The sequence below is a fragment of the Cohnella suwonensis genome, assembly GCF_042655365.1.
GTDB classification, from domain to species: Bacteria; Bacillota; Bacilli; order Paenibacillales; family Paenibacillaceae; genus Cohnella; species Cohnella suwonensis.
The window spans coordinates 19,337-38,397 of the sequence record NZ_JBHSMH010000022.1 but is presented as its reverse complement, the minus strand read 5'-3'; the positions used below and the strand labels follow the sequence as shown (position 1 = coordinate 38,397).

General features: G+C 55.5%; 18 protein-coding genes. 15 read left to right on the top strand and 3 right to left on the bottom strand.

Translation table 11 applies throughout. The features are described 5' to 3' along the window. Positions 1–64: 64 nt before the first annotated feature. From ACFPPD_RS09400 to ACFPPD_RS09385, 4 genes are all read left to right on the top strand, one after another. Positions 65–1,588, top strand: a complete 1,524-nt coding sequence (locus ACFPPD_RS09400) for a transglutaminase domain-containing protein (protein WP_209748894.1) — start codon at positions 65–67, stop codon at positions 1,586–1,588. A gap of 155 nt (positions 1,589–1,743) precedes the next feature. Continuing rightward, a complete protein-coding gene (locus tag ACFPPD_RS09395; protein ID WP_378081986.1) occupies positions 1,744–2,448 on the top strand; it encodes a response regulator transcription factor in 705 nt (234 codons plus the stop codon). Continuing rightward, positions 2,445–3,863, top strand: coding sequence for a sensor histidine kinase (locus ACFPPD_RS09390; protein WP_209748892.1), 1,419 nt, complete (start codon positions 2,445–2,447; stop codon positions 3,861–3,863). Before ACFPPD_RS09395 ends, ACFPPD_RS09390 begins: the two co-directional genes overlap by 4 nt. A 78-nt stretch (positions 3,864–3,941) precedes the next feature. After that, entirely contained in the window at positions 3,942–4,469 is a 528-nt protein-coding gene (locus tag ACFPPD_RS09385; RefSeq protein ID WP_209748891.1) for a hypothetical protein, read from the top strand. A gap of 75 nt (positions 4,470–4,544) precedes the next feature. Here the strand turns inward: ACFPPD_RS09385 and ACFPPD_RS09380 are convergent, their stop codons facing one another. Beyond that, on the bottom strand, positions 4,545–5,594 hold the full coding sequence (locus ACFPPD_RS09380) for a P-loop NTPase family protein (RefSeq protein ID WP_209748890.1): 1,050 nt from the start codon (positions 5,592–5,594) through the stop codon (positions 4,545–4,547). A 648-nt stretch (positions 5,595–6,242) separates the two neighbouring features. Here ACFPPD_RS09380 and ACFPPD_RS09375 point away from each other — a divergent pair. From ACFPPD_RS09375 to ACFPPD_RS09350, 6 genes are all read left to right on the top strand, one after another. Beyond that, positions 6,243–6,566, top strand: coding sequence for a hypothetical protein (locus ACFPPD_RS09375; RefSeq protein WP_209748889.1), 324 nt, complete (start codon positions 6,243–6,245; stop codon positions 6,564–6,566). 78 nt (positions 6,567–6,644) lie between these two features. Next, positions 6,645–7,817 (top strand): GntR family transcriptional regulator, encoded by a 1,173-nt coding sequence (locus tag ACFPPD_RS09370; protein ID WP_209748888.1) that lies wholly within the window; start codon positions 6,645–6,647, stop codon positions 7,815–7,817. Between the two features lie 280 nt (positions 7,818–8,097). After that, positions 8,098–9,414, top strand: a complete 1,317-nt coding sequence (locus ACFPPD_RS09365) for a glycoside hydrolase family 125 protein (protein ID WP_209748887.1) — start codon at positions 8,098–8,100, stop codon at positions 9,412–9,414. A gap of 163 nt (positions 9,415–9,577) precedes the next feature. Next, on the top strand, positions 9,578–10,954 hold the full coding sequence (locus ACFPPD_RS09360; protein WP_378081980.1) for an extracellular solute-binding protein: 1,377 nt from the start codon (positions 9,578–9,580) through the stop codon (positions 10,952–10,954). Between the two features lie 78 nt (positions 10,955–11,032). Further along, positions 11,033–11,947 (top strand): carbohydrate ABC transporter permease, encoded by a 915-nt coding sequence (locus ACFPPD_RS09355; protein WP_209748886.1) that lies wholly within the window; start codon positions 11,033–11,035, stop codon positions 11,945–11,947. Between the two features lie 24 nt (positions 11,948–11,971). Continuing rightward, positions 11,972–12,826, top strand: a complete 855-nt coding sequence (locus ACFPPD_RS09350) for a carbohydrate ABC transporter permease (RefSeq protein ID WP_209748885.1) — start codon at positions 11,972–11,974, stop codon at positions 12,824–12,826. Between the two features lie 72 nt (positions 12,827–12,898). Here ACFPPD_RS09350 and ACFPPD_RS09345 read toward each other — a convergent pair whose 3' ends face one another. Next, a complete protein-coding gene (locus tag ACFPPD_RS09345) occupies positions 12,899–13,525 on the bottom strand; it encodes an FMN-dependent NADH-azoreductase (protein ID WP_209748884.1) in 627 nt (208 codons plus the stop codon). Positions 13,526–14,179: 654 nt separating this feature from the next. Continuing rightward, positions 14,180–14,449: an ArsR family transcriptional regulator gene (locus tag ACFPPD_RS09340; protein ID WP_378081976.1), complete on the bottom strand. Its 270-nt coding sequence runs from the start codon at positions 14,447–14,449 to the stop codon at positions 14,180–14,182. Positions 14,450–14,568: 119 nt separating this feature from the next. On the opposite strand from ACFPPD_RS09340, the gene ACFPPD_RS09335 reads away from it, so the two are divergent. From ACFPPD_RS09335 to ACFPPD_RS09315, 5 genes are all read left to right on the top strand, one after another. Continuing rightward, a complete protein-coding gene (locus tag ACFPPD_RS09335; protein WP_209748883.1) occupies positions 14,569–15,084 on the top strand; it encodes a PepSY-associated TM helix domain-containing protein in 516 nt (171 codons plus the stop codon). 558 nt (positions 15,085–15,642) lie between these two features. Further along, on the top strand, positions 15,643–16,146 hold the full coding sequence (locus ACFPPD_RS09330) for a hypothetical protein (RefSeq protein ID WP_209748882.1): 504 nt from the start codon (positions 15,643–15,645) through the stop codon (positions 16,144–16,146). Next, the gene (locus ACFPPD_RS09325) at positions 16,143–17,354 is read left to right on the top strand and encodes a LuxR C-terminal-related transcriptional regulator (protein WP_209748881.1); all 1,212 of its coding nucleotides are present in this window, start codon (positions 16,143–16,145) and stop codon (positions 17,352–17,354) included. Before ACFPPD_RS09330 ends, ACFPPD_RS09325 begins: the two co-directional genes overlap by 4 nt. Positions 17,355–17,439: 85 nt before the next feature. Then, positions 17,440–17,892, top strand: a complete 453-nt coding sequence (locus tag ACFPPD_RS09320; protein ID WP_209748880.1) for a DUF2269 family protein — start codon at positions 17,440–17,442, stop codon at positions 17,890–17,892. A gap of 24 nt (positions 17,893–17,916) precedes the next feature. Continuing rightward, the gene (locus ACFPPD_RS09315) at positions 17,917–18,738 is read left to right on the top strand and encodes an arylamine N-acetyltransferase (RefSeq protein ID WP_209748879.1); all 822 of its coding nucleotides are present in this window, start codon (positions 17,917–17,919) and stop codon (positions 18,736–18,738) included. The last annotated feature ends 323 nt before the right edge of the window (positions 18,739–19,061 follow it).

The following is a 19,061-nucleotide window of genomic DNA, read 5'->3' as shown; positions in this document are numbered from 1 at the left end:
TTTCCGCTCCGTGCTACAATGGTTCGAAAAAGAGTCGAATTTTGTCGCGTCTGGAGGAATTATTTTGAATAGGAAGTTGCTGTCCGCGTTGCTTTGTTTGTTGCTGCTGCTGCCCGCCATGCCCGCCGCCCGCGCCGAATCCGCGCCCGCGGACGCGATTACGGTCGACGAGCTGGCCAAGCTTTATTTCGGAGAGGACGAGCCGCTCGAAGGCTTCAAGATCGAACGCGAAGGCTTCGACGAGAATACGCCGAACTACGTGAACGAAGCGTTCCTATATGGTCTCATCGACGGGCTCGACGATTTGAACCGGACGATGACGCGGAGCGAAGCGGCGAAGCGAATAGCCAGAAGCTTGACCTACGTGCTGGGACGGGACGTGCCGACGAAGGATTTCGGATCGATTAAGCCGGCCGACTTCCACGCGGTGGCGAACGTGCTGAATTACGGCGTCATGGAGGCGGTTGGCGGCAACTTCGAACCGTCGAAGCCGTTTACCTTAGCGCAAGCGGAGAAAGGCGCGGAGCGATATTCGGCCAACAATATCCGGGGTATTTTACCTCGTAACGGGGAGAACCGGAAGGCGCTTATCTCCGTTGGTTCCAATTACGCTTATATGGATTTCGAATCCAAGGCGGACGCCGACGATTACATTCGCTATCATCTCGAGGAAATCACGACGGGCGTGAAGCTTTCGGGCAGCGCCTACCAACGAGTCGATATCGGTTTTGCGATCTTGGAGCTATGGGCGCCGGATTACGAAATCAAGTTCACGTTTAAGAGCGGCCTCGAGAACATTCGTTTCCGCCAATCCAAAGTGATGTACGGCACGTTCGTCTACACGAACTGGGATGGGGAAGGCTACGTGGCCGAAGCGCGGGTGATGAAGCCGGGCGAGACGGCCGTCATGACGGCGCAGCCGGATAGCGTCCACAAGAAGCTCTATGCCAAGGCCGACCTCATTCTCAAGAAAATCGTCAAGCCGGGCATGACGGACGAGCAGAAGGTCAAGGCGATTTTCGACTACGTCGTCGCCCACGTGAAATATTCGAAAGGCACGGACTACGTCTCGGGGGAGAACGCCTTGGAAGCGATCGACGCGGGCAAAGGGGTGTGCGTACACTATGCGTCCCTCTTTCACTACCTGGCGATGAGGGCCGGCATTCCGGACATGCCGCAGACGGGCAATTCCATCGTCGGGCAGCATGCGTGGAACATGGTGTACGTGAACGGCAAATGGCGGTATTTGGACGCGACGTTGGCGGACGGGAAGAAGACGGTCGACTATGCGTATTATTTGAAGGACGCCATGTTCATGATGAACTCGCGCGAGTGGAGCGGCTTCGGTTATCCGGACGTCAACACGTTCCCCCAAGTCGATGGCATGAAGCTGAAGACGACGGAAGAGCTCCGGGTGTTCCTGCTTCGCGAAATGGAAAACCGCGGTCATCCGAAGACGATCAAGTTCGCCGTGACGAACAAGTACGTAGATACGAATCCGAAGTTTCTGGCGGTCAAGTTTTTCGAAGGGAAATACAAGCTGAGTTACGACGCCAAAAGCAAAGTCTATACGTTGACGAAAGTCTGAGCCTTCGGTCCGGCGAAGAGCATCCGCGCGGAAGCGGCGGGTGCTCTTTTTTCTGTGTTTGCGGCCGCTTGCGGGTGCTATACTGGCGATAGAATAGAAGGGCTCCGGATCGCTGGAGACAGGGGCAAGGGGGAAGCCTTATCCGCAAGCGAATCTTGATCGTCGACGACGATTCGTCCATCGTGAAGATTACGAAATTGTATTTGACCAAGAACGGCTACGACGTCGAGGAAGCGTACGACGGAGAGAGGGCTCTGGCGCTTATCGGCGAGGGGGCGTACGATCTCGTCGTGCTTGACTTGATGCTCCCGAAGCTCGACGGTTGGGCGGTATGCCGGAGGCTTAGGGAGAACGGGGACGATACGCCGATCGTGATGCTGACCGCGCGGGGAGAAGTTCATGAGCGGATCGAAGGGCTTCAGCTTGGCGCCGACGACTACTTGGTCAAGCCGTTCGACCCCCACGAGCTGTTGGCGCGCATCGCTACCGTGCTAAGAAGGGCAGGGCGCGGCGGGGTCGCGGATTCCGAGGTCGGGAATAAAGGCTCGAGCCGTGACGGAAAAACGCTGTTCGCCGGCAATCTGACGCTGCGGCCGGAGTCGTACGAGGTGTCGGTCGGGGGAGAGACGGCCAGCTTAACGCGCCGCGAATTCGAGCTGCTCGCCTATTTGGCTCGGCGACCGGGGAAGGTGCTGTCCCGCGAAGATCTCATCGCCGCGTTGTGGGGATGGGATTTCGACGGCGAAGACCGGGTCGTGGACTTGTACGTCCAGCGCATCCGCCGCAAGCTCGGGCCGGGCGAAGGCTGGAACCTCGGTACCGTATGGGGCGTCGGCTATAAGTTCGAGGTCGGTCCATGAGGCCCGCGACGCGGCCGACCCGTTCGTTGTTCCGCCAAACTCTTTTCGCTTCCGTCGCGATCGGCGTCGTCGTCCTGCTGCTGCTGACGGCGACGATCAACTGGGTCGTTCAGAAGGATTTCTACCGCCAAAGCTTCGATCGGCTGGGCGAACGCGCCGCCGGCGTCGAACGGGCGTACGGCGCCTACTCGCGCGGCGAGACGTCGTTGGCCGAATTTCGCAAGCGGCTCCGGGAGATCGAGCAGGAAAACGGCGTTCGGATTAGCGTCGTCGGCAAGAGGGTCAAGTTTCTGAAGCAAGACCTGTACGAGATCGGGGTCAAGCCGGACGTCCGTGGCTGGGTTGCTTCGGTAAGCGAAGGGAACCGCGTCGAGAAGGTCGCGAAGCTGCGCAAACAAGACGCGACCATGGTCGTCGTCGGCTTTCCGCTTCTGAAGAACGGACAAGTCGCCGCTTCGGCATTCGTCTACGAGCCGAGCGCGGACGTTAAACGTCTTGCGATGCCGATTCGCCGGAGCATCTGGCTCGTCGCGCTCTTGTGCGCGGGACCGGTCATACTATTGCTCTGGTTCGCGACGAGAAGGTTGGTCGCTCCGATTCGCCGCATGGGCAACGCCGCGGTCGCGATCGCGCAAGGGGATTTCACGAGCAGGGTGGAGACGAGGGGGAACGACGAAATCGCGCGGCTCGGCGAATCGTTTAACGTGATGGCGGAGCGGATGGAGCGCGTCGAAGATCAGAGAAGCCGCCTTATCTCGGAAATTTCGCATGATCTGCGAACGCCGCTGACGAGCATCCGGGGCACGCTACAAGCGATCTCGGACGGCATCCTGACGGGGGACGAGCAGAAGGAATTCGTCGGTCTCGGGTTGAGCGAGACCGCGAGGCTCGGCAAGCTGATTGACCAGCTGCAGGAGCTGTCGGCGTTCGAGGAGCACCGGGTGCGGTTCGACTTTCGCAAGACGGATCTGGCGGCGCTCGCCGAGAAGACCGTCAGGCAGTTGTCGCCGAAAGCCGAGCAGGCGGGCATGGTCTTCGCCTTCGAAGGCGACTTAACGGCTGGAGTGATCGCGCGGGTCGATCCGGACCGCATGAAGCAGGCGTTCGTGAACTTGATCGGCAACGCGGTCGACCATAATCCGCCGGGGACGAGAGTGGCCGTTCGGCTGCAAGGCGGCCGGCGCACGGCAACGATCGTCGTCGAGGACGACGGGCAAGGCGTCGATCCGAAGCATCTGCCGCATCTGTTCGAGCGGTTGTACAAAGCCGATTCGAGCCGCGCGTCCAAGGGCTCCGGGCTGGGGCTGACGATCGTCCGGCACATCGTGCAAGCCCACGGCGGAACGATCCGGGCGGAGTCGGAACCGGGCAAAGGCACCGCGATCCGCATCGAGCTGCCGGTCGGCGGTCCGTAACGCGTGACAAACTTTTGATACATTTCCCCTGTAGAGTGGGAAGAGCAAGACCACTCGACGAAAGAGGAGGAAATGAAGATGAAGAAGAAATGGACCGTGGCCGCGCTCGCGCTGGCGCTGACGATCGGGTCGGCACAGTCGGCTTTCGCGGCGACGGAGACGGGCACGGGAACGGGAACCGAGACGGGGACGGATAAAGCGGCCAAGCATTCGGCTTGGAAGGAACAGACCGCTTCGCTGAAGACGCAGCTCGTCGGGCTGAGAGCCCAGCAACAGGCCCTCGTCGCCCAGATTCAGGCGCTGCGCGCTTCGAACAAGGCGGCTCGCAAGGCGCTGACGAAGGAGCGGAAAGCGGCGCTTAAGCAAGACGCCAAGGCGTTGGCGGAGCAGATCAAGGCGCAGCACGCGTCGATTCAGACGCTGCGCGCGCAGAAGCAAGCGCTCTGGGCGCAAGTGAAAGCGGCCAAGCAAGCGGACGACGTCGGCACGGGCGTCGCCGATCTGGAAGCGGTCATCGCGCTGAAAGAGCAGATCATTCAGGCGAAGCAAGCGGTGCTGACGCTGCAGACGAGCCTGCAGACGCTGCTGGCGTCAGCGGGAGCGTAAGGATCTGGTTTGGCTAAGCCCAAGATAAGAGATGGCGAGCAAGCGAGAAGGGCTTTATTCGTTAGGCGATTATCTCTAGTGAGGCAACTGCCCGATATACATCAATTGATCGGCTTCCCGATGATCCTCGGCTCCTTCGAGAATGCGTTGCACGTCATGAAGCGCGTCTTGCAGAGCAACGGTTGTACCGGCTTTACCGGTAAAAGCGGCGGCGACGTATAGCGGCTGGGTTAAGTAGGCTTCGAGCAGCTCGCCCCGAATGAAAGTCTGCGCTTCTTGGGGCGGCAGCGCCTCTAACCCGTGTGCCTGAACGAGGAACCGAAGCTCTTTATACCTCCGTAGCAGTCGTTTCGCTTTCTGCTGGACGGATAGGTGCGCGGCGTCGGCACGCGCGCTTTCCAAGATTTCCGACGCCGAAAGGACGGCGTTAACGGCGGGATAGACGTGCCTGACCGCCAGATCGGCATCGAATTGCCATAAGGTTTCCAACGGGCCGAACGGCAATTCCTCGTCGACGGCTTCGCCCTTCAAATCGACGAGAAGCGTCGTCAGCGAGGTCACTCCCGCCTCGCGAAGGCGATCCTGAAGCCGATAAATTTCATTGTTCGTGACGTGGGAGCGATCGGCGGCAATGACGACGTCTTTCGTGGAACCGATCCGGCTAAGCCGCGAGAAAGCCTCTTCCGCATCGGCGCACACGAACTCCGCGTCTTCCGTTACGTCGTCGATTTCGGGATGTCGGCCATCGGGTTTTAACAGGGCCGTCGCGAATCCTTGCTTGCGGAGCAGGAAGAAGAGCTCGGCCAGAATGACCAATTGCCCCATCTTCGGCCTGGCGACAAGTCCTGCGGTTCCGCCTTTGGTGAGCGGAGCGAACAAATCCAACGTTTTGATTCCGGTTTCGATCATTTCGAATTTTCCTCCTTGGATAATGAGATCGTCCATCGTGCAACCGGCCAATGAAGCCAATGCCGCTAGCGTACGGACTTCCGCCCTCCCGATATGGATTTTACCCGTACAAAGATTGGATACGGTTGCCGCGCGCAAACCGACGGACCGTGCGGCGCTCGTGAGATGAGGTACGCGTTGTCGTAGCAAAGCGACGTTCAGCCGAATGTCTTCCATCTTTATCCCCCACTTTCTTACTTCACATCGTAATTTATATTACTCTTTAAAGCAATTATTATTACGCTTGAGCGTTAACGACACTATTTGCGGCGTAATCGAAGAAATACTGGTCGATAGTCGCGGGCGAGAAAAGGGAGGCCCCAGGAGGCAGGTTGTCGGAAGGGAGCGCGCTTGTAGACGACTGCGGATCCAGGGAATACGCGACCTGTCCAATGTTGAACAAAACAAGCCCCTTCTCGAAAAAAAGAAACCCCAGAAGAACGCGGAGTTTCTCGTAGAACTGATGCACCTCTTGCTGACAAATTCGATTGTAGGCCGAAATAATAACGCCCGGCACCGCTAAATCGCACAAAGTCCTCATTTCGCCGGAATAACATCGCCAGATACCGCTAAATCGCGCAAACTCGGTAATCTGTCGAAATAACGTCGCCCGGCACCGCTAAATCGCGTAAACTTGGGATTTTCGGCGAATTAACGCCGCGTGGCACCGCTAAATCGCTCCAAGTCCGCATTTCGTCGAAATAACGTCCTCCCAGACCGCTAACTCACTCGCATGTCGGGATTTCGCGATCGGCACCGCTACCTACTTCTTCGCGATCGGAATCCAAACCTCGTAGCGGTAGTCGTCGGCCGAGATGTCGCCCGGTGGATACACTTCCATCTCCGGTCTGCCGGAATGCTCTTTGCCGGTCGCGGGAACCGTTCCTGGAACACGCGCGCGAACATGCTCTGGATGGCGGAGGGCATCGGCCCGACCGCGTGAAGATCGCCCACGTGGAGGCGGGGATTTCCCTCGATCCGCGTTTGAAAGAATCCGAAGCGATCGTAGAGTGGTCGAAGAAAAAAGACGGCCCGTCTGCGGCATTGCTGGTGACCAGGAACGCAGATGACGTAGGCGTACTCGAGCATGCGCAGATCATGAGGATTCCCGCGTTGGCGTACGACCGTTGCACAAATGATATGACATAGTATATTATATTAATATCGATATCGGTATTAGCTTGCTGCAATTGTTAACTTCAAATCTGTTATGAAGGTGAAGTATGCATGTTCGACAATTCGTCGCTAAAACCCAGATATGAACAAATGTACGCTATCCTGCGAGAGCGAGTTCAATCCGGCGAATATAAGCTTGGAGATCGAATCCCCTCGGAAAAGGAGTTATTGGAGGAATTCGGAGTCAGCCGGATTACGTCCAAGAAGGCGCTTGATATGCTCGTCAACGACGGCTTGATCATGCGGCAGCCGGGCAGGGGTTCGTTCGTTATTAAGCGGGACAACCTGCCCGCCGAGCAGCCCGGCTTGAAGGTTGAAGGGAATGCTAAGGGCTCGGGACGCGACGGTCAGGTCGTCCTTGGATTGGTAATGGAGGATTTCACCGATAGCTATGGCAAGGAAATGCTGGTGGAGATGGAGAGGACGGCGCAAGAGCGCGGCGTGTTTCTGCTGCTTCGGCTATCTTTCTCCCAATCGGATATCGAGGAGCAAGCGATTCAAATGCTGCGGAACTTCGGGGTGGACGGCCTGATTATCTATCCGACGCGCGGCAGGCATTTCAGCCAGGAAATACTTAAGCTGGTCATTGAGAAGTTCCCCCATGTGCTCGTCGACCGCTATTTGAAAGGGACCGCTACAACCGCAATCAGTACGGATAACGTGGAAGCGGCGATGGCCGGAACGGCTTATCTGCTGAGCCTCGGGCACAGGCATATCGGGCTATTGGCCTCAAGGGTTACGGATAATGTGGCAATAGAGGACCGAATCGAAGGTTTTGTGCAAGCGCATGCAGAACATGGGGTCATCCTGGACCGATCCCACTGGATAACGGACATGCATTGGACGGCTAATGACGACTTAAACCAGCAGCTCTTGGCTCAGAACGTAGAGATCGTTCAGCAGCTTCTGCGGAAGAATCCCCAAATTACGGCTTTGTTTGCGCTGGAGTACGAATTGGCGTTAATTGCCAAAGAAGCGGTAGAGAAACTGGGTAAGCGCATCCCTCAGAGCGTATCCATCGTATGCTTCGACAGCCCGTCGAGCAGCTCGGCGAATTATTCGTTCACCCATTTGCGGCAAAATCAACGCGAGCTGGGCCGACTGGCCGTGGACAGCGTATTGAGACTGATTCAAGGAGATACGCTGCCGGGAAAAATCTCGCTGCACGCGGAGCTGATCCAGGGCAGATCGACCGGGCCGGCCCCGAAAAACGATAGCGAATAAATCAATTCCAAAGACGACAGAGCCCCCAATAACGCAAGCGGCGTTCGGTAATTCGGACGTACGCTTTGCGTTTTTTTTCTGTAGGCGATCGCATTTCTCGTTCACGGCGCTTCCTGAAAAAATAGGCATGCTTGGTTGGTGTGCGAGCATAATTATATATCATTATATATAATAGGATTATAAACAATGAAATAATGTTGACAATGACATGCTATATATACTATTATGATTTTAGAGCTCGGATGAAAGCGCTTTACAACTGAAGGGTGGGTTTGTTGAAATGATTACGATTTCGGAGTCACTGCCGGCTTCGGTGAATCAACTGATTCAGGATGTTGCGGCCAAGCTTCCGCATCGGCCTAAATTGGCTCGAATGTTTGCCAATTGCTTCTCCAATACGTTGAGCACGACGGTCAAGCCTTTACCGGACGGAACGACCTTTATCATCACGGGCGATATTCCGGCGATGTGGCTTCGGGACTCGGCAGCGCAGGTGCGGCCGTATCTGATACTGGCGCAGCGGGATGAGCAATTGGCAGAGCTCGTCGAGCGCGTCGTCAAACGGCAATTTCGCTACGTTCAACTCGATCCTTACGCCAATGCTTTCAATGACAGCGACAATGGCAAAGGCCATCAGGACGATCTTACGCAAATGAACGGCTGGCTGTGGGAGCGGAAATACGAGATCGATTCGCTGTGTTATCCGATCCAGCTTGCTTATCTGCTGTGGAAGACAACGGGCAGAACCTCGCATCTGGACCCGGTTTTCTCCGATGCGTGCCGCTTGATTCTGAAAGTCTGGCGTACGGAGCAGAACCACGAGACAGACTCTTCTTACCGGTTCGAGAGAACGAATTGTCCGCCGCTCGATACGCTAGTCCGCGAAGGGAAGGGTAGCCCGGTCGCGGTGACCGGAATGACCTGGTCCGGATTTCGCCCGAGCGATGATGCCTGTACCTACGGGTATTTAATTCCGTCGAACATGTTCGCGGTAGTCGTGCTCGGGTATATGGCGGAGCTGGCACGGGAAGCTTTGCAGGACGAGGCGCTGGCTAAGGAAGCGGAAGCTCTTCGGACTGAAATTCGGCAAGGGCTCGCGGCCCACGCGATTGTCGAGCATCCGGAATTCGGTCCAATCTACGCTTATGAGACGGACGGTCTTGGCGGGTATCATCTGATGGACGACGCCAACGTTCCGAGCTTGCTTGCGCTTCCCTATCTCGGTTATTGCGCGCCGGACGATCCGATTTATTTGAACACTCGGAGGTTTGTACTCAGCGATAGCAATCCATACTTCTACAGAGGCGCGGCTGCGGAGGGAGTTGGAAGCCCTCATACGCCGGAGAACTACATTTGGCACATCTCTTTGGCGATGCAAGCTCTTACCTCGTTGGATGAAGAGGAAGTGCTGCGGCTGCTGAACGTCTTGGAACGCACGGATGCCGGAACCGATTTCCTTCATGAAGGCTTCCATGCCGACGACAGCTCGCAGTATACAAGAGAGTGGTTTTCATGGGCGAATGCTTTGTTCAGCGAGTTGATTCTATCCTACTGCGGCTTCTCTATTCCATCCGGCTCTCTGACTCGCTTGAAGTAGCCCGTGATCGCCTGGAAAGGGGAGCGGAGAGCGGCTTTAGCCGCTTCTGCGATAGATGAAGGCCAGAAGATAAGAAAGGAGGCGGCGATTCGTTAAGGCGCGTGATGCGTAATACTCTAGAAATTTGTTTTGAAAACGAATTCAAATAAGGGGAGATATGCAAATGCTAAAGAAAAGTAAATGGCTCGGACTGGCAATGGTCATCATGCTCGTCATTTTAACCGCATGCGGAAATAATAACTCGAATTCCAGTCCATCCGGAAGCGACTCTTCCGACAGCGGCGCTCCCGTTGAATCCAAGACGATTAAGGTCGCTTACGGAAAATGGAACGAAACGGACAATTGGGGAAAATGGTTGGCCGGCGTTAAGACGGAATTCGAACAGGCGCATGCGGGCGTTAAGGTAGAGCTGCAGCCGATCGAGGGCTCGCAATATTCGACGAAGGCGCCCTTGCTGCTGATGGATGACCGGACGGCGCCCGAGGTGCTGGCGGAAGACTCCTTCCTGATCAACGCGGATAGCGCGGCAGGTTACCTGCAGGAGCTGGACGTGGCTTCATGGGAAGACTGGGGCAAGTTCAACGAGGGGATCAAAGCGGCGGTAACGGCGAACGGCAAGGTCTACGGCGTTCCTTTCTCTACGGACGTGCGCGGGCTTTACTACAATAAGGAGCTGTTTAAGAAAGCGGGTCTTCCTGTGCCGTGGCAGCCGAAAAGCTGGGATGAGGTTCTCTCGGCGTCGAAGACGATCAAAGAAAAGCTTCCGGACATTATCCCGTTCTGGATGAACTCGGGCAAAGCCGGGCAGGAAGCCACGACGATGCAGACGTTCGAAATGCTGCTATACGGTACGAAAGACACGTTGTACGATAACGGCAAATGGGTTGTGAAAAGTCCCGGTATTCTAAGCTCCCTGCAATTCATTAACAATATCTACTCCGGAGGTATGGGACCGAAGCTCTCGCAAGTGCTTACGGCGCAAGCCGGACAGGTGCTGGAAACCGATCTGATGCCGAACCAGAAGGTTGCGATCGTCTTGAACGGCAACTGGATGACGGGCAGCTGGGCGGAAACGGGCAGCAAACCGTGGCCGGAAGCGCTCGATGTTTACGATTTCGTGAAGATGCCGACCCAGAACGGGGAAGACCCTGGCTTTACGTCGATGTCGGGCGGGTGGACGCTGGCGGTTGGCGCGAAATCGAAGGAGAAGGAGCTTGGCTTCGAATTTATCAAGCTGGCTATCAATGCGAAGAATAACAAAGCGTTCGCTATTCTGGACGGCGCGCTGACGCCAAGAACCGACGTGGCCGCGGATGCGGAGTACACGGGTCAGAAGGGCACCTTGTACGGGGTGGCGGCGGATTTCATTACCTACACGCACGTTCGTCCGGCGAATGCCGAATATCCAAGCGTATCGACGCAAATTCAGGAAATGGTGGAGAAAGTCGCGGCAGGGAATCTGACCCCCGAGGCGGCGATGGAGGAGTACGCCAAGAACGTGGAGAGAACGGTTGGCGCGGATAAAGTAACGACCAAGTAAATAGGCAATGATGAGGAGAGCCGATTGCCCGGGAAAGCGGTGGCAATCGGCTTCGCCCATTAGCAAGGAGGAGACTAGATGAAGGCGTTGGATCTGCAGGCTCCCCGGAAGAAGCAGAAGGGGCTGGACGGCAATGCGCAGTGGCGGGCGGTATTGTTCTTATCGCCCAGTTGGCTGCTCCTGTTATTGTTTTTTTTCGTGCCGACCATCCTAACCTTTTATTTTGCTTTCACCAATATGTCTTTGACGGGCATTGCGGCGGCGCAGACGGAGTTCGTCGGCTTTAAGAACTTTACTTATATGTTCGAAGACCCCGGTTTCCGGACGTCGGTATGGAATACGATCGTGTTTCTTGTTTTCTCGGCGATCATCGGTCAGCAGGTGATGGGCTTCTTGATTGCCGTTCTGATGAACGGTCGCAGCCGTGCCTTCCGAAGCGTTATCGGAGCGATCGTCATCGCGGGGTGGGTTGCCCCGGAGGTCGTGTGCGCATTCGTCTGGTTCGCTTTCCTTAACGACACCGGAACGGCGAACGCGTTCCTGGAGTCGGTCGGGATGACCCCGGTCGCTTGGCTGTATACCTTTCCGATGGTATCCGTAATCGTAGCCAATGTGTGGCATGGCACGGCTTTCTCCATGATGGTGTTCCAAGCTGCGCTGGGAGACGTCCCGAAGGAAGTAGAGGAATCGGCGATGATCGACGGGGCGTCCGCTTTTCAACGTTTGACCCGGATAACGATTCCGATGATTCTTCCTTCCGTCGTGACTAACATGGTATTGGTTACTTTGCAGACTCTCGGATCCTTCACCTTGATCTACGCTTTGACGGGCGGAGGACCAGGCAATTCTACAGAGACGCTTCCTGTCTATATGTATCACCAAGCTTTCGTCAATTATCAGCTGGGGTATGGCACGGCGATTTCCCTTATGCTGCTCGTCATAGGTATTGTCGCAAGTCTTATCTACATGCGCGCATTAAAAGTGAAAATCTAGTCGATCTGCGAGGAGGCTTTGGAGATGGAAGACAAAGCTTGGAAACCGAAGAAATTAAACCGTTTTATCCTGGGAAGAACGCTTCCCAATGCGATACTCGCGCTGATCGGATTGCTCTTCTTCATTCCCCTTCTGTGGTTGGTGCTGGCTTCGCTCGATTCCAATGCGACGCTGGCGCTGAAAATTCCCGATGCTTTAACGGCTGACAACTACGTATCGACGTTGACCAGTTCCGCGAATCAGCGGTCTTTCGGGAACGGTCTGATTCTGGCTTTGGGTCAGGCTCTGTTGGTCGTCGTTGTGGCGGGGCTTGCCTCATACCCGTTATCCCGTTATCAATTACGGTATAAGCGTCCTTTCATGTACGTCATTCTATTCTCGACGGGACTGCCGATTACGGCGGTCATGGTACCGGTATATCGATTCTTTCTCTATTTTCAGCTGCAGGATTCCTTGTTCTTCACCGTTCTGTTCCTGACGGCCTCCGCGCTGCCTTACTCGATCTGGATGATGAAGAATTTCATGGATTCCGTCCCGATTGAGCTGGAAGAAGCGGCTTGGGTGGACGGGGCGTCGATCTGGACCTCGCTGCGAATAGTCGTCGCGCCGCTCATGCTCCCCGGAATTTTCACCATAGGCATATTTGCTTTCGCGGGCAGCTGGGGGAACTTCCTTGTGCCGTTCATTCTCCTGCAGAGTCCGGAGAAGCTGCCTGCGGCGGTGACGGTCTACCAGTATTTCGGACAGAACGGAATCGTGCAATACGGCAAGCTGGCCGCCTTCTCGATTATTTATACCCTTCCTGCCGTAGCGCTCTACGTCTTCGGTCAGCGCTTCATGTCGCAAGGCTTCAGCTTCGGAGGAGCCAGCAAAGGATAGCGAAACGTCATCGATAAACATTAAAAATCCCCGCCTTCAAGCTGAGCTTGAAGGCGGGGATTTTCGTATAGATTAGAAGCCCGCAGCCACTTTAGCCGCTTGCGCCAAACCTGCTTCGACGATTTCTTGCGAACGGTCCGAGAATTGGTTGTGGCCTTCGACGACGACCGTTTCGACATCCTTCACGCCCCAGAAGCCGAGTATGTTGCGAACGTAGTTGACGGACATTTCGAGCTGCGCCATCGGACCATCCGAATAGACGCCGCCGCGCGCGTTCAGCAATACGACCTTTTTGTCGCCCGCAAGTCCGACGGGGCCTTCCGATGAGTATTTGAACGTTTTGCCCGCTTGGTTCAAGTAGAACAGGTAAGTGAGCAATTGCGCCGGAATCGTGAAGTTCCACAGCGGGAACGCGAACACGACTTTGTCGGCGGCCAGGAATTGATCGAGATAGCCGTTTGCGGTATCGGCCGCTTTTTGCTCTTCCGGCGTGCGATCGTAGCCTTGGGCTTCTTTGTACAAGCCCGTCAACATTTCATTATCGTAGTATGGCAGTTCCGCTTCGAAAAGATTCAGCTCGGTGATCTGGTCGTTCGGGTTATTGGCGCGATAGGCGGCCACGAAAGTATCGTACAGCTTGACGCTGACGGATTGATCCGACGGACGGTTGTTTGCTTTGACGAACAATACGTTTGCCATGTGTATAATTACCTCCTAATGTTTGCGATTCATTTTGCCACACTTACTGTGTAACAACTGAGCACAGTATACACCCGGTAACTGTGCTAAGTCAATGTCAGTTACTTACTTTTTTATCGGATGTCACATATCGTTCCGATTTCGCTTGATGCTCCCGTGATCAGTGCGGTTTTCATGGTCGAGTTCTTGGTCATGCGATAGTACCTCACGGTATTCGTTTTGTTAAACAACTAAACAACCGAGTGTCTAATTACTTGGCTGAGTTCAGCGTGAATGTTGCTTAGAAACAACGTAGTTGGAATATTTAACTGTAAAATGTGCATGAAAAAAGATACATGGTAAGGCCTTTGCATGCATTATATGCAAAAGGTGCACTTCATTTTGCGGATTTCAACTGATGCAGGATAAATCTGGTGATTTTAATGTATGTATTACATCTATTTCACCAGATATCTGAGTTTTAGCCGAAATAACTGCATGTTTTACAGTTCATTTGTCTGTCTTTAAGCCACAACAGAGTGGAACTCAGCCAATTACTTAGTTATTTAAGAGTAAAGGCCTATTCGGCCTCGGCGGTTTTCATCTCGATGATCCGTTGCGTCGTCTCTACGAACGCCTTCAGCTGAAGGACGGAGTCTTCGATGTCCAGGCGTATTAGATTTCCGTCGCGACCTTGTTCGAGACGATCAGCTTTGCCTGTCGCAATATTTTCAGGGGGTGGGAGATGGCCGATCTCGACATCGGGGAACGTTCCACGATCTGGGCGACGTTCAGCGTTTCGTGTTTCGTCAGCATCATGATGATGTATTGGCGGATTGGGTCGGCCAGCGCCAGGAATAAGGGGCTGCATTCCCTTAGCTGACGGTGCACGGTAAGCTCGAGTTGAGCCGCGGCGTTCGCGTCCATCGACGATTTGTACGGCAAAGTCAAGACCCTTATGCGCGTAAGGCGTTCAGAATACTTTCAGTAGGTTCTAAGGTAGGCTTAAGTTTGAGCCCTCATGATGGTAGAAGTCGCAAGAACGATCAGGAGGTCGAAAATAAATGAAAAAGACGCGTCAATTGCATTTGTGGATCGGATTGATCTGCTCGGTGTTTATATTGCTTCAATCGGTTACCGGATTGCTTCTCAGCGAGAAGTGGATCTTGGGCGGCGAAGGGGAAGGCGGCCAGCGGCCGGCATTCGGGCAAATGCAGCAGATGTCGCAGCAGGATTCCGGAACGGGCATGGGCAGCGGCACTGATAACGGCGGGGTTGCGGACGGGAGTTCGTACGACGCGTCAGCCGCGGGATCGGGAGATTCGTCGCAATCGCAGGATACGGACGGAATGCCGGGCGGACAAGCCGGTTTCGGGATGAGAGGCCCCGGAGGCGAAGGAAGCGGAACGATAGGCTTCATCAAAAACCTTCACGAAGGCAAAATCGGCGATACCGACGTATCGCTCCTCATCGACGCCGCGGCGATCGGCATGATCATCCTCACGCTTACAGGCATCATCCTATCGATCAAGACGCTTCGCGCCCAACGCAGAAGCCGCCTCAAGCGGCAAAGCGCGTAACGCGGCGACGGCCGGATCGTAAGCGAAGCCAAGCCCAAAAGGCCAATCGACGCGAAAGCAAGAAGCTTACGCGTCGATTGGCTTTTTTCTGAGTGTCAGAAAGTATAAGTTTTCGATTTCCTTTGTACTCATCTGATACCTACGCAAAGCTGCTTCAGCGTCTAAGTACGACGAAGGCGTGTTTGCTTGTTTGGTAAAGTGCGGAAAGTCGTACAAAGTGGCGTTCGAGGTAGTCCGTCGTAGAAGTTTTGTTCGAAATATCGTACAAAGTGGCTTGCGAGGCAGTCCGTCGCAAAGTTTTGTACGAAATATCGTACAAAGCGGTGAGCGAGGTAGTCCGTAGCAAAGGTTTTGTACGAAATATCGAACAAAGTGGTGAGCGAGGCACCCCGTCGCAGAAGTTTTGTACGAAATATCGCACATAGCGGTTTATACAATCGTTCGATTCAATACGTCCAAGGACGTCGGAGACGTTTTTGCTTGTCGTTTTGCTTTCGCCCCTTGTTCGCCTTCTCCTGTTGTATAATCTTGTTATTACGTTTGTTGGGAGGAAGTCGCATGCACGAGTGGCCTCGGGAGTTGCTCGCGTTCAAGGAACGTTCCGTTCCTGTCTATATCCATTTGGCCGCGGCCAATCCGGGACAACCGCCGTTTTGCTGCCGGGGATACGGCTATCATCTGGAGCTCGCGCCCGGAGCGGGGCGAATGTGGATCTCCGTCCTCAAGAGCCAATGGGTCAGGCTGAACGCCTATCTCGCGGCCAACCCGGCAGACCGTTCCCGTTCGTCCGAGCTGACGGCGCTCCTCACCGCGGGAACGGATAACCGATCGTACCAATTCAAGGGGCCGTTCATCGAATTTCGGATGCCCGCGAAGGAAGACGCGGCATCGATCGAAGAGCAGCGCAGGCTGACCGCCCGCTATTCGCCCCATCTCGCGCCTCTCGTTAACGTCGCGGTTTCCGATTGTCTCGCGATCGGATTCAGGATCGGAGCCGTATACGAGCAGACGCCCGGACCGAACGCAGGCGAACTCGTGTCCGAAAGGAGAGGCGAATCATGATACCGGCAGAACTGAAGCCGACCTTGGAGGACGCCGTTCCGTCCTGCATCGTGACGAGTTCCGCGGACGGCATCCCGAATATCGCCAACTTGACGAAAGTGTGGGGCGTCGACGGCAATCACGTCGCCATCGCCAATCAGTTGCTCAATAAGACGTATCGCAACCTCGCGGAAAACAGTCTCGCTCTCATCAAGATCGTGAATCCCGCCGATCTCGTTCATTGGGAAGTCGCCGTCCGGTACGTCCGTTCGGAGCGGGAAGGCCCTCTCTATGAACGGATCCGGCACGATATCGAAACGCTCTCGTGGGTCGGAGGCGGGATGCCATCGGCGCCGGTCAAATCCGCGATCCTGTTCGAGGTCTTGAACGCGTACAGATGCGAGGAGGAGTCGCGGCATCTGATGCCGGCGCCGGAGACGTACGGGGACTTGCTGAACGCGCTGGCGACGATTCACGGGTGGGAGAGGTGCTCCTACTGGATTCCCGAATACGACGATGACGATCCCGGCACGGCGCCAAAGGTGAAGCTCAAAGCTTCCCGCGGAGTGCCGGGGGCGGGGGTTATCCCGAAAGCGTTCGACGCGATGGGCCGGTTGGCCGGGCTGTCCGTCAAGGAACGCCGGACGATCCGGCTCAACAACGTCCGCTCCCAGCTTCAATATTTGGATTCCGTGCGCAACGCGTTCGAACCGTCCGGTGCTCCGTCCGCCTTGCCCTTGCCCGATGAGCCGGTCAGTTTTTTGGCGGTGCCGATCGTCTCGCGGAGTTTCTTGCACGGCATCGTCTGCTGCGAAGCGACGAGAGTTCATTCGGACGTCCTTCGCGGCATTGCGAATGGATACGCCGACATCCTGTCAAGCATGCTGGGCGATGCGCTATTCGCGTCGCCTTCGGTCGAGGAAGGGGAGCGCGAATCGTTGTTCAGGCAAGCGGTCGAACGCGCGAAGCTGGAGTGGGAGAAGGCGTCGGAGCCTTTCCTGTCCGCGCTTAGCGCCCGGGAACGCCAGGTGGCTTCGCACGTCGCGAAGGGCGAAACGAACGCGGAGATCGCCATGCGGCTGTTCGTAAGCCCGAGAACGGTGACGACGCACTTGGAGCGAATATACGAGAAGCTAAACGTGACTTCCCGGGTTGCGCTTACGCGATACGTGATGGAGAGGGGCCTGTTACCCGACTTCGAACATAAGGATTCGAAGTCGAGCGAATAAATACGTATTTCAACCGATATTGAGGAACGGCGATAGCCGCTACGATGAGATCAAGAACTAAATCTCTCGAAAGCGGTGTTGAGAAATGGAATGGTTAGTCGTCGTACATGTGTTGTCGGCGGTGCTCGGACTCGGTCCGGCGTTCGCTTTTCCGGTTATGCTGCGCAAAGCATTGACGGTCGAAGACATGAAAAACAATTTGCGGATGGTCGCTTCCCTGGAGGTGTTCCCGAAGCTGTTCGGCACGCTCGCGATCGTCTCGGGACTGACGCTCTTCTTCGTCGGATCGTACGGCGCGTTCATGCAGCTGTGGATTTTCGGCACGTTGGCCGTCTACGTCGTCATCGAAATTCTCGTCGTCGCATTCCTGAACCGGATTGCGGCGAAGCTTCAGAAGATGTTGGCCGACTCGTCCGTCGAAGCCGTCGCTCGGCCGTCCGGGGAACTGACGAGAATGTACGTGCAAGTGCGGAACCTTCATCTGTGGGCGGGCGCGCTGGGCATCGTTATTTTCGTGCTGATGATCGTTAAGCCGTAAAATACCCGAGAGGAGGCGAGAAGCGTGGATCCCGGCATTACGCGAAAATACTTGGCACTACTGCAAGCAGAACCGCAAACCCCCGATTTCGCGTATTTGCGATCGTTGGTTCGTCGTCACCTGCATCGTTTTCCGTTCGAGAACTTGAGCAAATTTCATTATTATCTTCATCAAGGCCGAACGGGAATGGGATGGCTGCCTTCCGCCGAAGCTTTCCTGAACCATTTCGAACGCTACGGCTTGGGCGGCAATTGTTACATTCTGAACATTCATTTCGGGCAGCTACTCGAATCGCTTGGTTTCCGGACGGAGATCGTGCGGGCAAGGAACGGCAACGCGCATCTGGCGAACCGGGTGACGGTCGAAGGGCGATCCTACTACGTGGACGTCGGATACGGTGCCCCGCTGTTCGAACCTCTGGCGATCGAAGAGCAGCCCCGGTTCAGCCGGCTCGGGGAAGAAGTGGAGATCGTTCGGATGAGTCCGGACCGGTACATGATCGACCGGAGGGCAGGAGGCCAAAGCTTCGTCACCAAATACATCGAGTGGACGCCGGTCGAGCTCGCGAGCTTCGAGGACGACATCACGCACTCCTTGAGGGACGAGGAGGACAATCCGTTCATGAGAAGAATCGTCGCGACGCTGTTCAAGCCGGACGCCGCGTACGTGGTCGTGAACCATAAGCTATTGATCAAGAAAGACAACGGAACCGAGAGCCACGACTATTCGCGAAAAAATGACTGGATGGACATGATGGCGACGACGTTCGGATTCGACGGCGAGATGGCGGAGCAAGCGTTGCGTTTCGTCGCCGAGCGCGGTAATCGGTTGTTTCCGGAAATTTGACCCGGCGCGCGGGGAATCGGGAACCGTCCGGACAGCCGGACAAGAAAAACCGTCAGGGTGCCCTGACGGTTTTTCTTGTTTGCTTGTGAGCCGGATAATAACGGCCAATCCGCGCTTAAAGAACAATCGAACCTCCTCCTTCACATGCCCGCATCCAGGCCGAAATAACGTCGCCACGCGACGGTAAATATCTCGAATCCGCTCGTCCCGCCGAAATAACATCGCCACGCGACGGTAAATCCTCGAATCCGCTCGTCCCGCCGAAATAACGTCGCCACGCGACGGTAAATATCTCGGATGCCGCATTTCGCCGAAAAGAAAAG

Coding starts and splice junctions, on each gene's coding strand:
- ACFPPD_RS09390 (WP_209748892.1), top strand. CDS start 2,445: ATGAGGCCCGCGACGCGGCCGACCCGTTCGTTGTTCCGCCAAACTCTT.
- ACFPPD_RS09385 (WP_209748891.1), top strand. CDS start 3,942: ATGAAGAAGAAATGGACCGTGGCCGCGCTCGCGCTGGCGCTGACGATC.
- ACFPPD_RS09380 (WP_209748890.1), bottom strand. CDS start 5,594: ATGGAAGACATTCGGCTGAACGTCGCTTTGCTACGACAACGCGTACCT.
- ACFPPD_RS09370 (WP_209748888.1), top strand. CDS start 6,645: ATGTTCGACAATTCGTCGCTAAAACCCAGATATGAACAAATGTACGCT.
- ACFPPD_RS09365 (WP_209748887.1), top strand. CDS start 8,098: ATGATTACGATTTCGGAGTCACTGCCGGCTTCGGTGAATCAACTGATT.
- ACFPPD_RS09360 (WP_378081980.1), top strand. CDS start 9,578: ATGCTAAAGAAAAGTAAATGGCTCGGACTGGCAATGGTCATCATGCTC.
- ACFPPD_RS09355 (WP_209748886.1), top strand. CDS start 11,033: ATGAAGGCGTTGGATCTGCAGGCTCCCCGGAAGAAGCAGAAGGGGCTG.
- ACFPPD_RS09350 (WP_209748885.1), top strand. CDS start 11,972: ATGGAAGACAAAGCTTGGAAACCGAAGAAATTAAACCGTTTTATCCTG.
- ACFPPD_RS09345 (WP_209748884.1), bottom strand. CDS start 13,525: ATGGCAAACGTATTGTTCGTCAAAGCAAACAACCGTCCGTCGGATCAA.
- ACFPPD_RS09335 (WP_209748883.1), top strand. CDS start 14,569: ATGAAAAAGACGCGTCAATTGCATTTGTGGATCGGATTGATCTGCTCG.
- ACFPPD_RS09330 (WP_209748882.1), top strand. CDS start 15,643: ATGCACGAGTGGCCTCGGGAGTTGCTCGCGTTCAAGGAACGTTCCGTT.
- ACFPPD_RS09325 (WP_209748881.1), top strand. CDS start 16,143: ATGATACCGGCAGAACTGAAGCCGACCTTGGAGGACGCCGTTCCGTCC.
- ACFPPD_RS09320 (WP_209748880.1), top strand. CDS start 17,440: ATGGAATGGTTAGTCGTCGTACATGTGTTGTCGGCGGTGCTCGGACTC.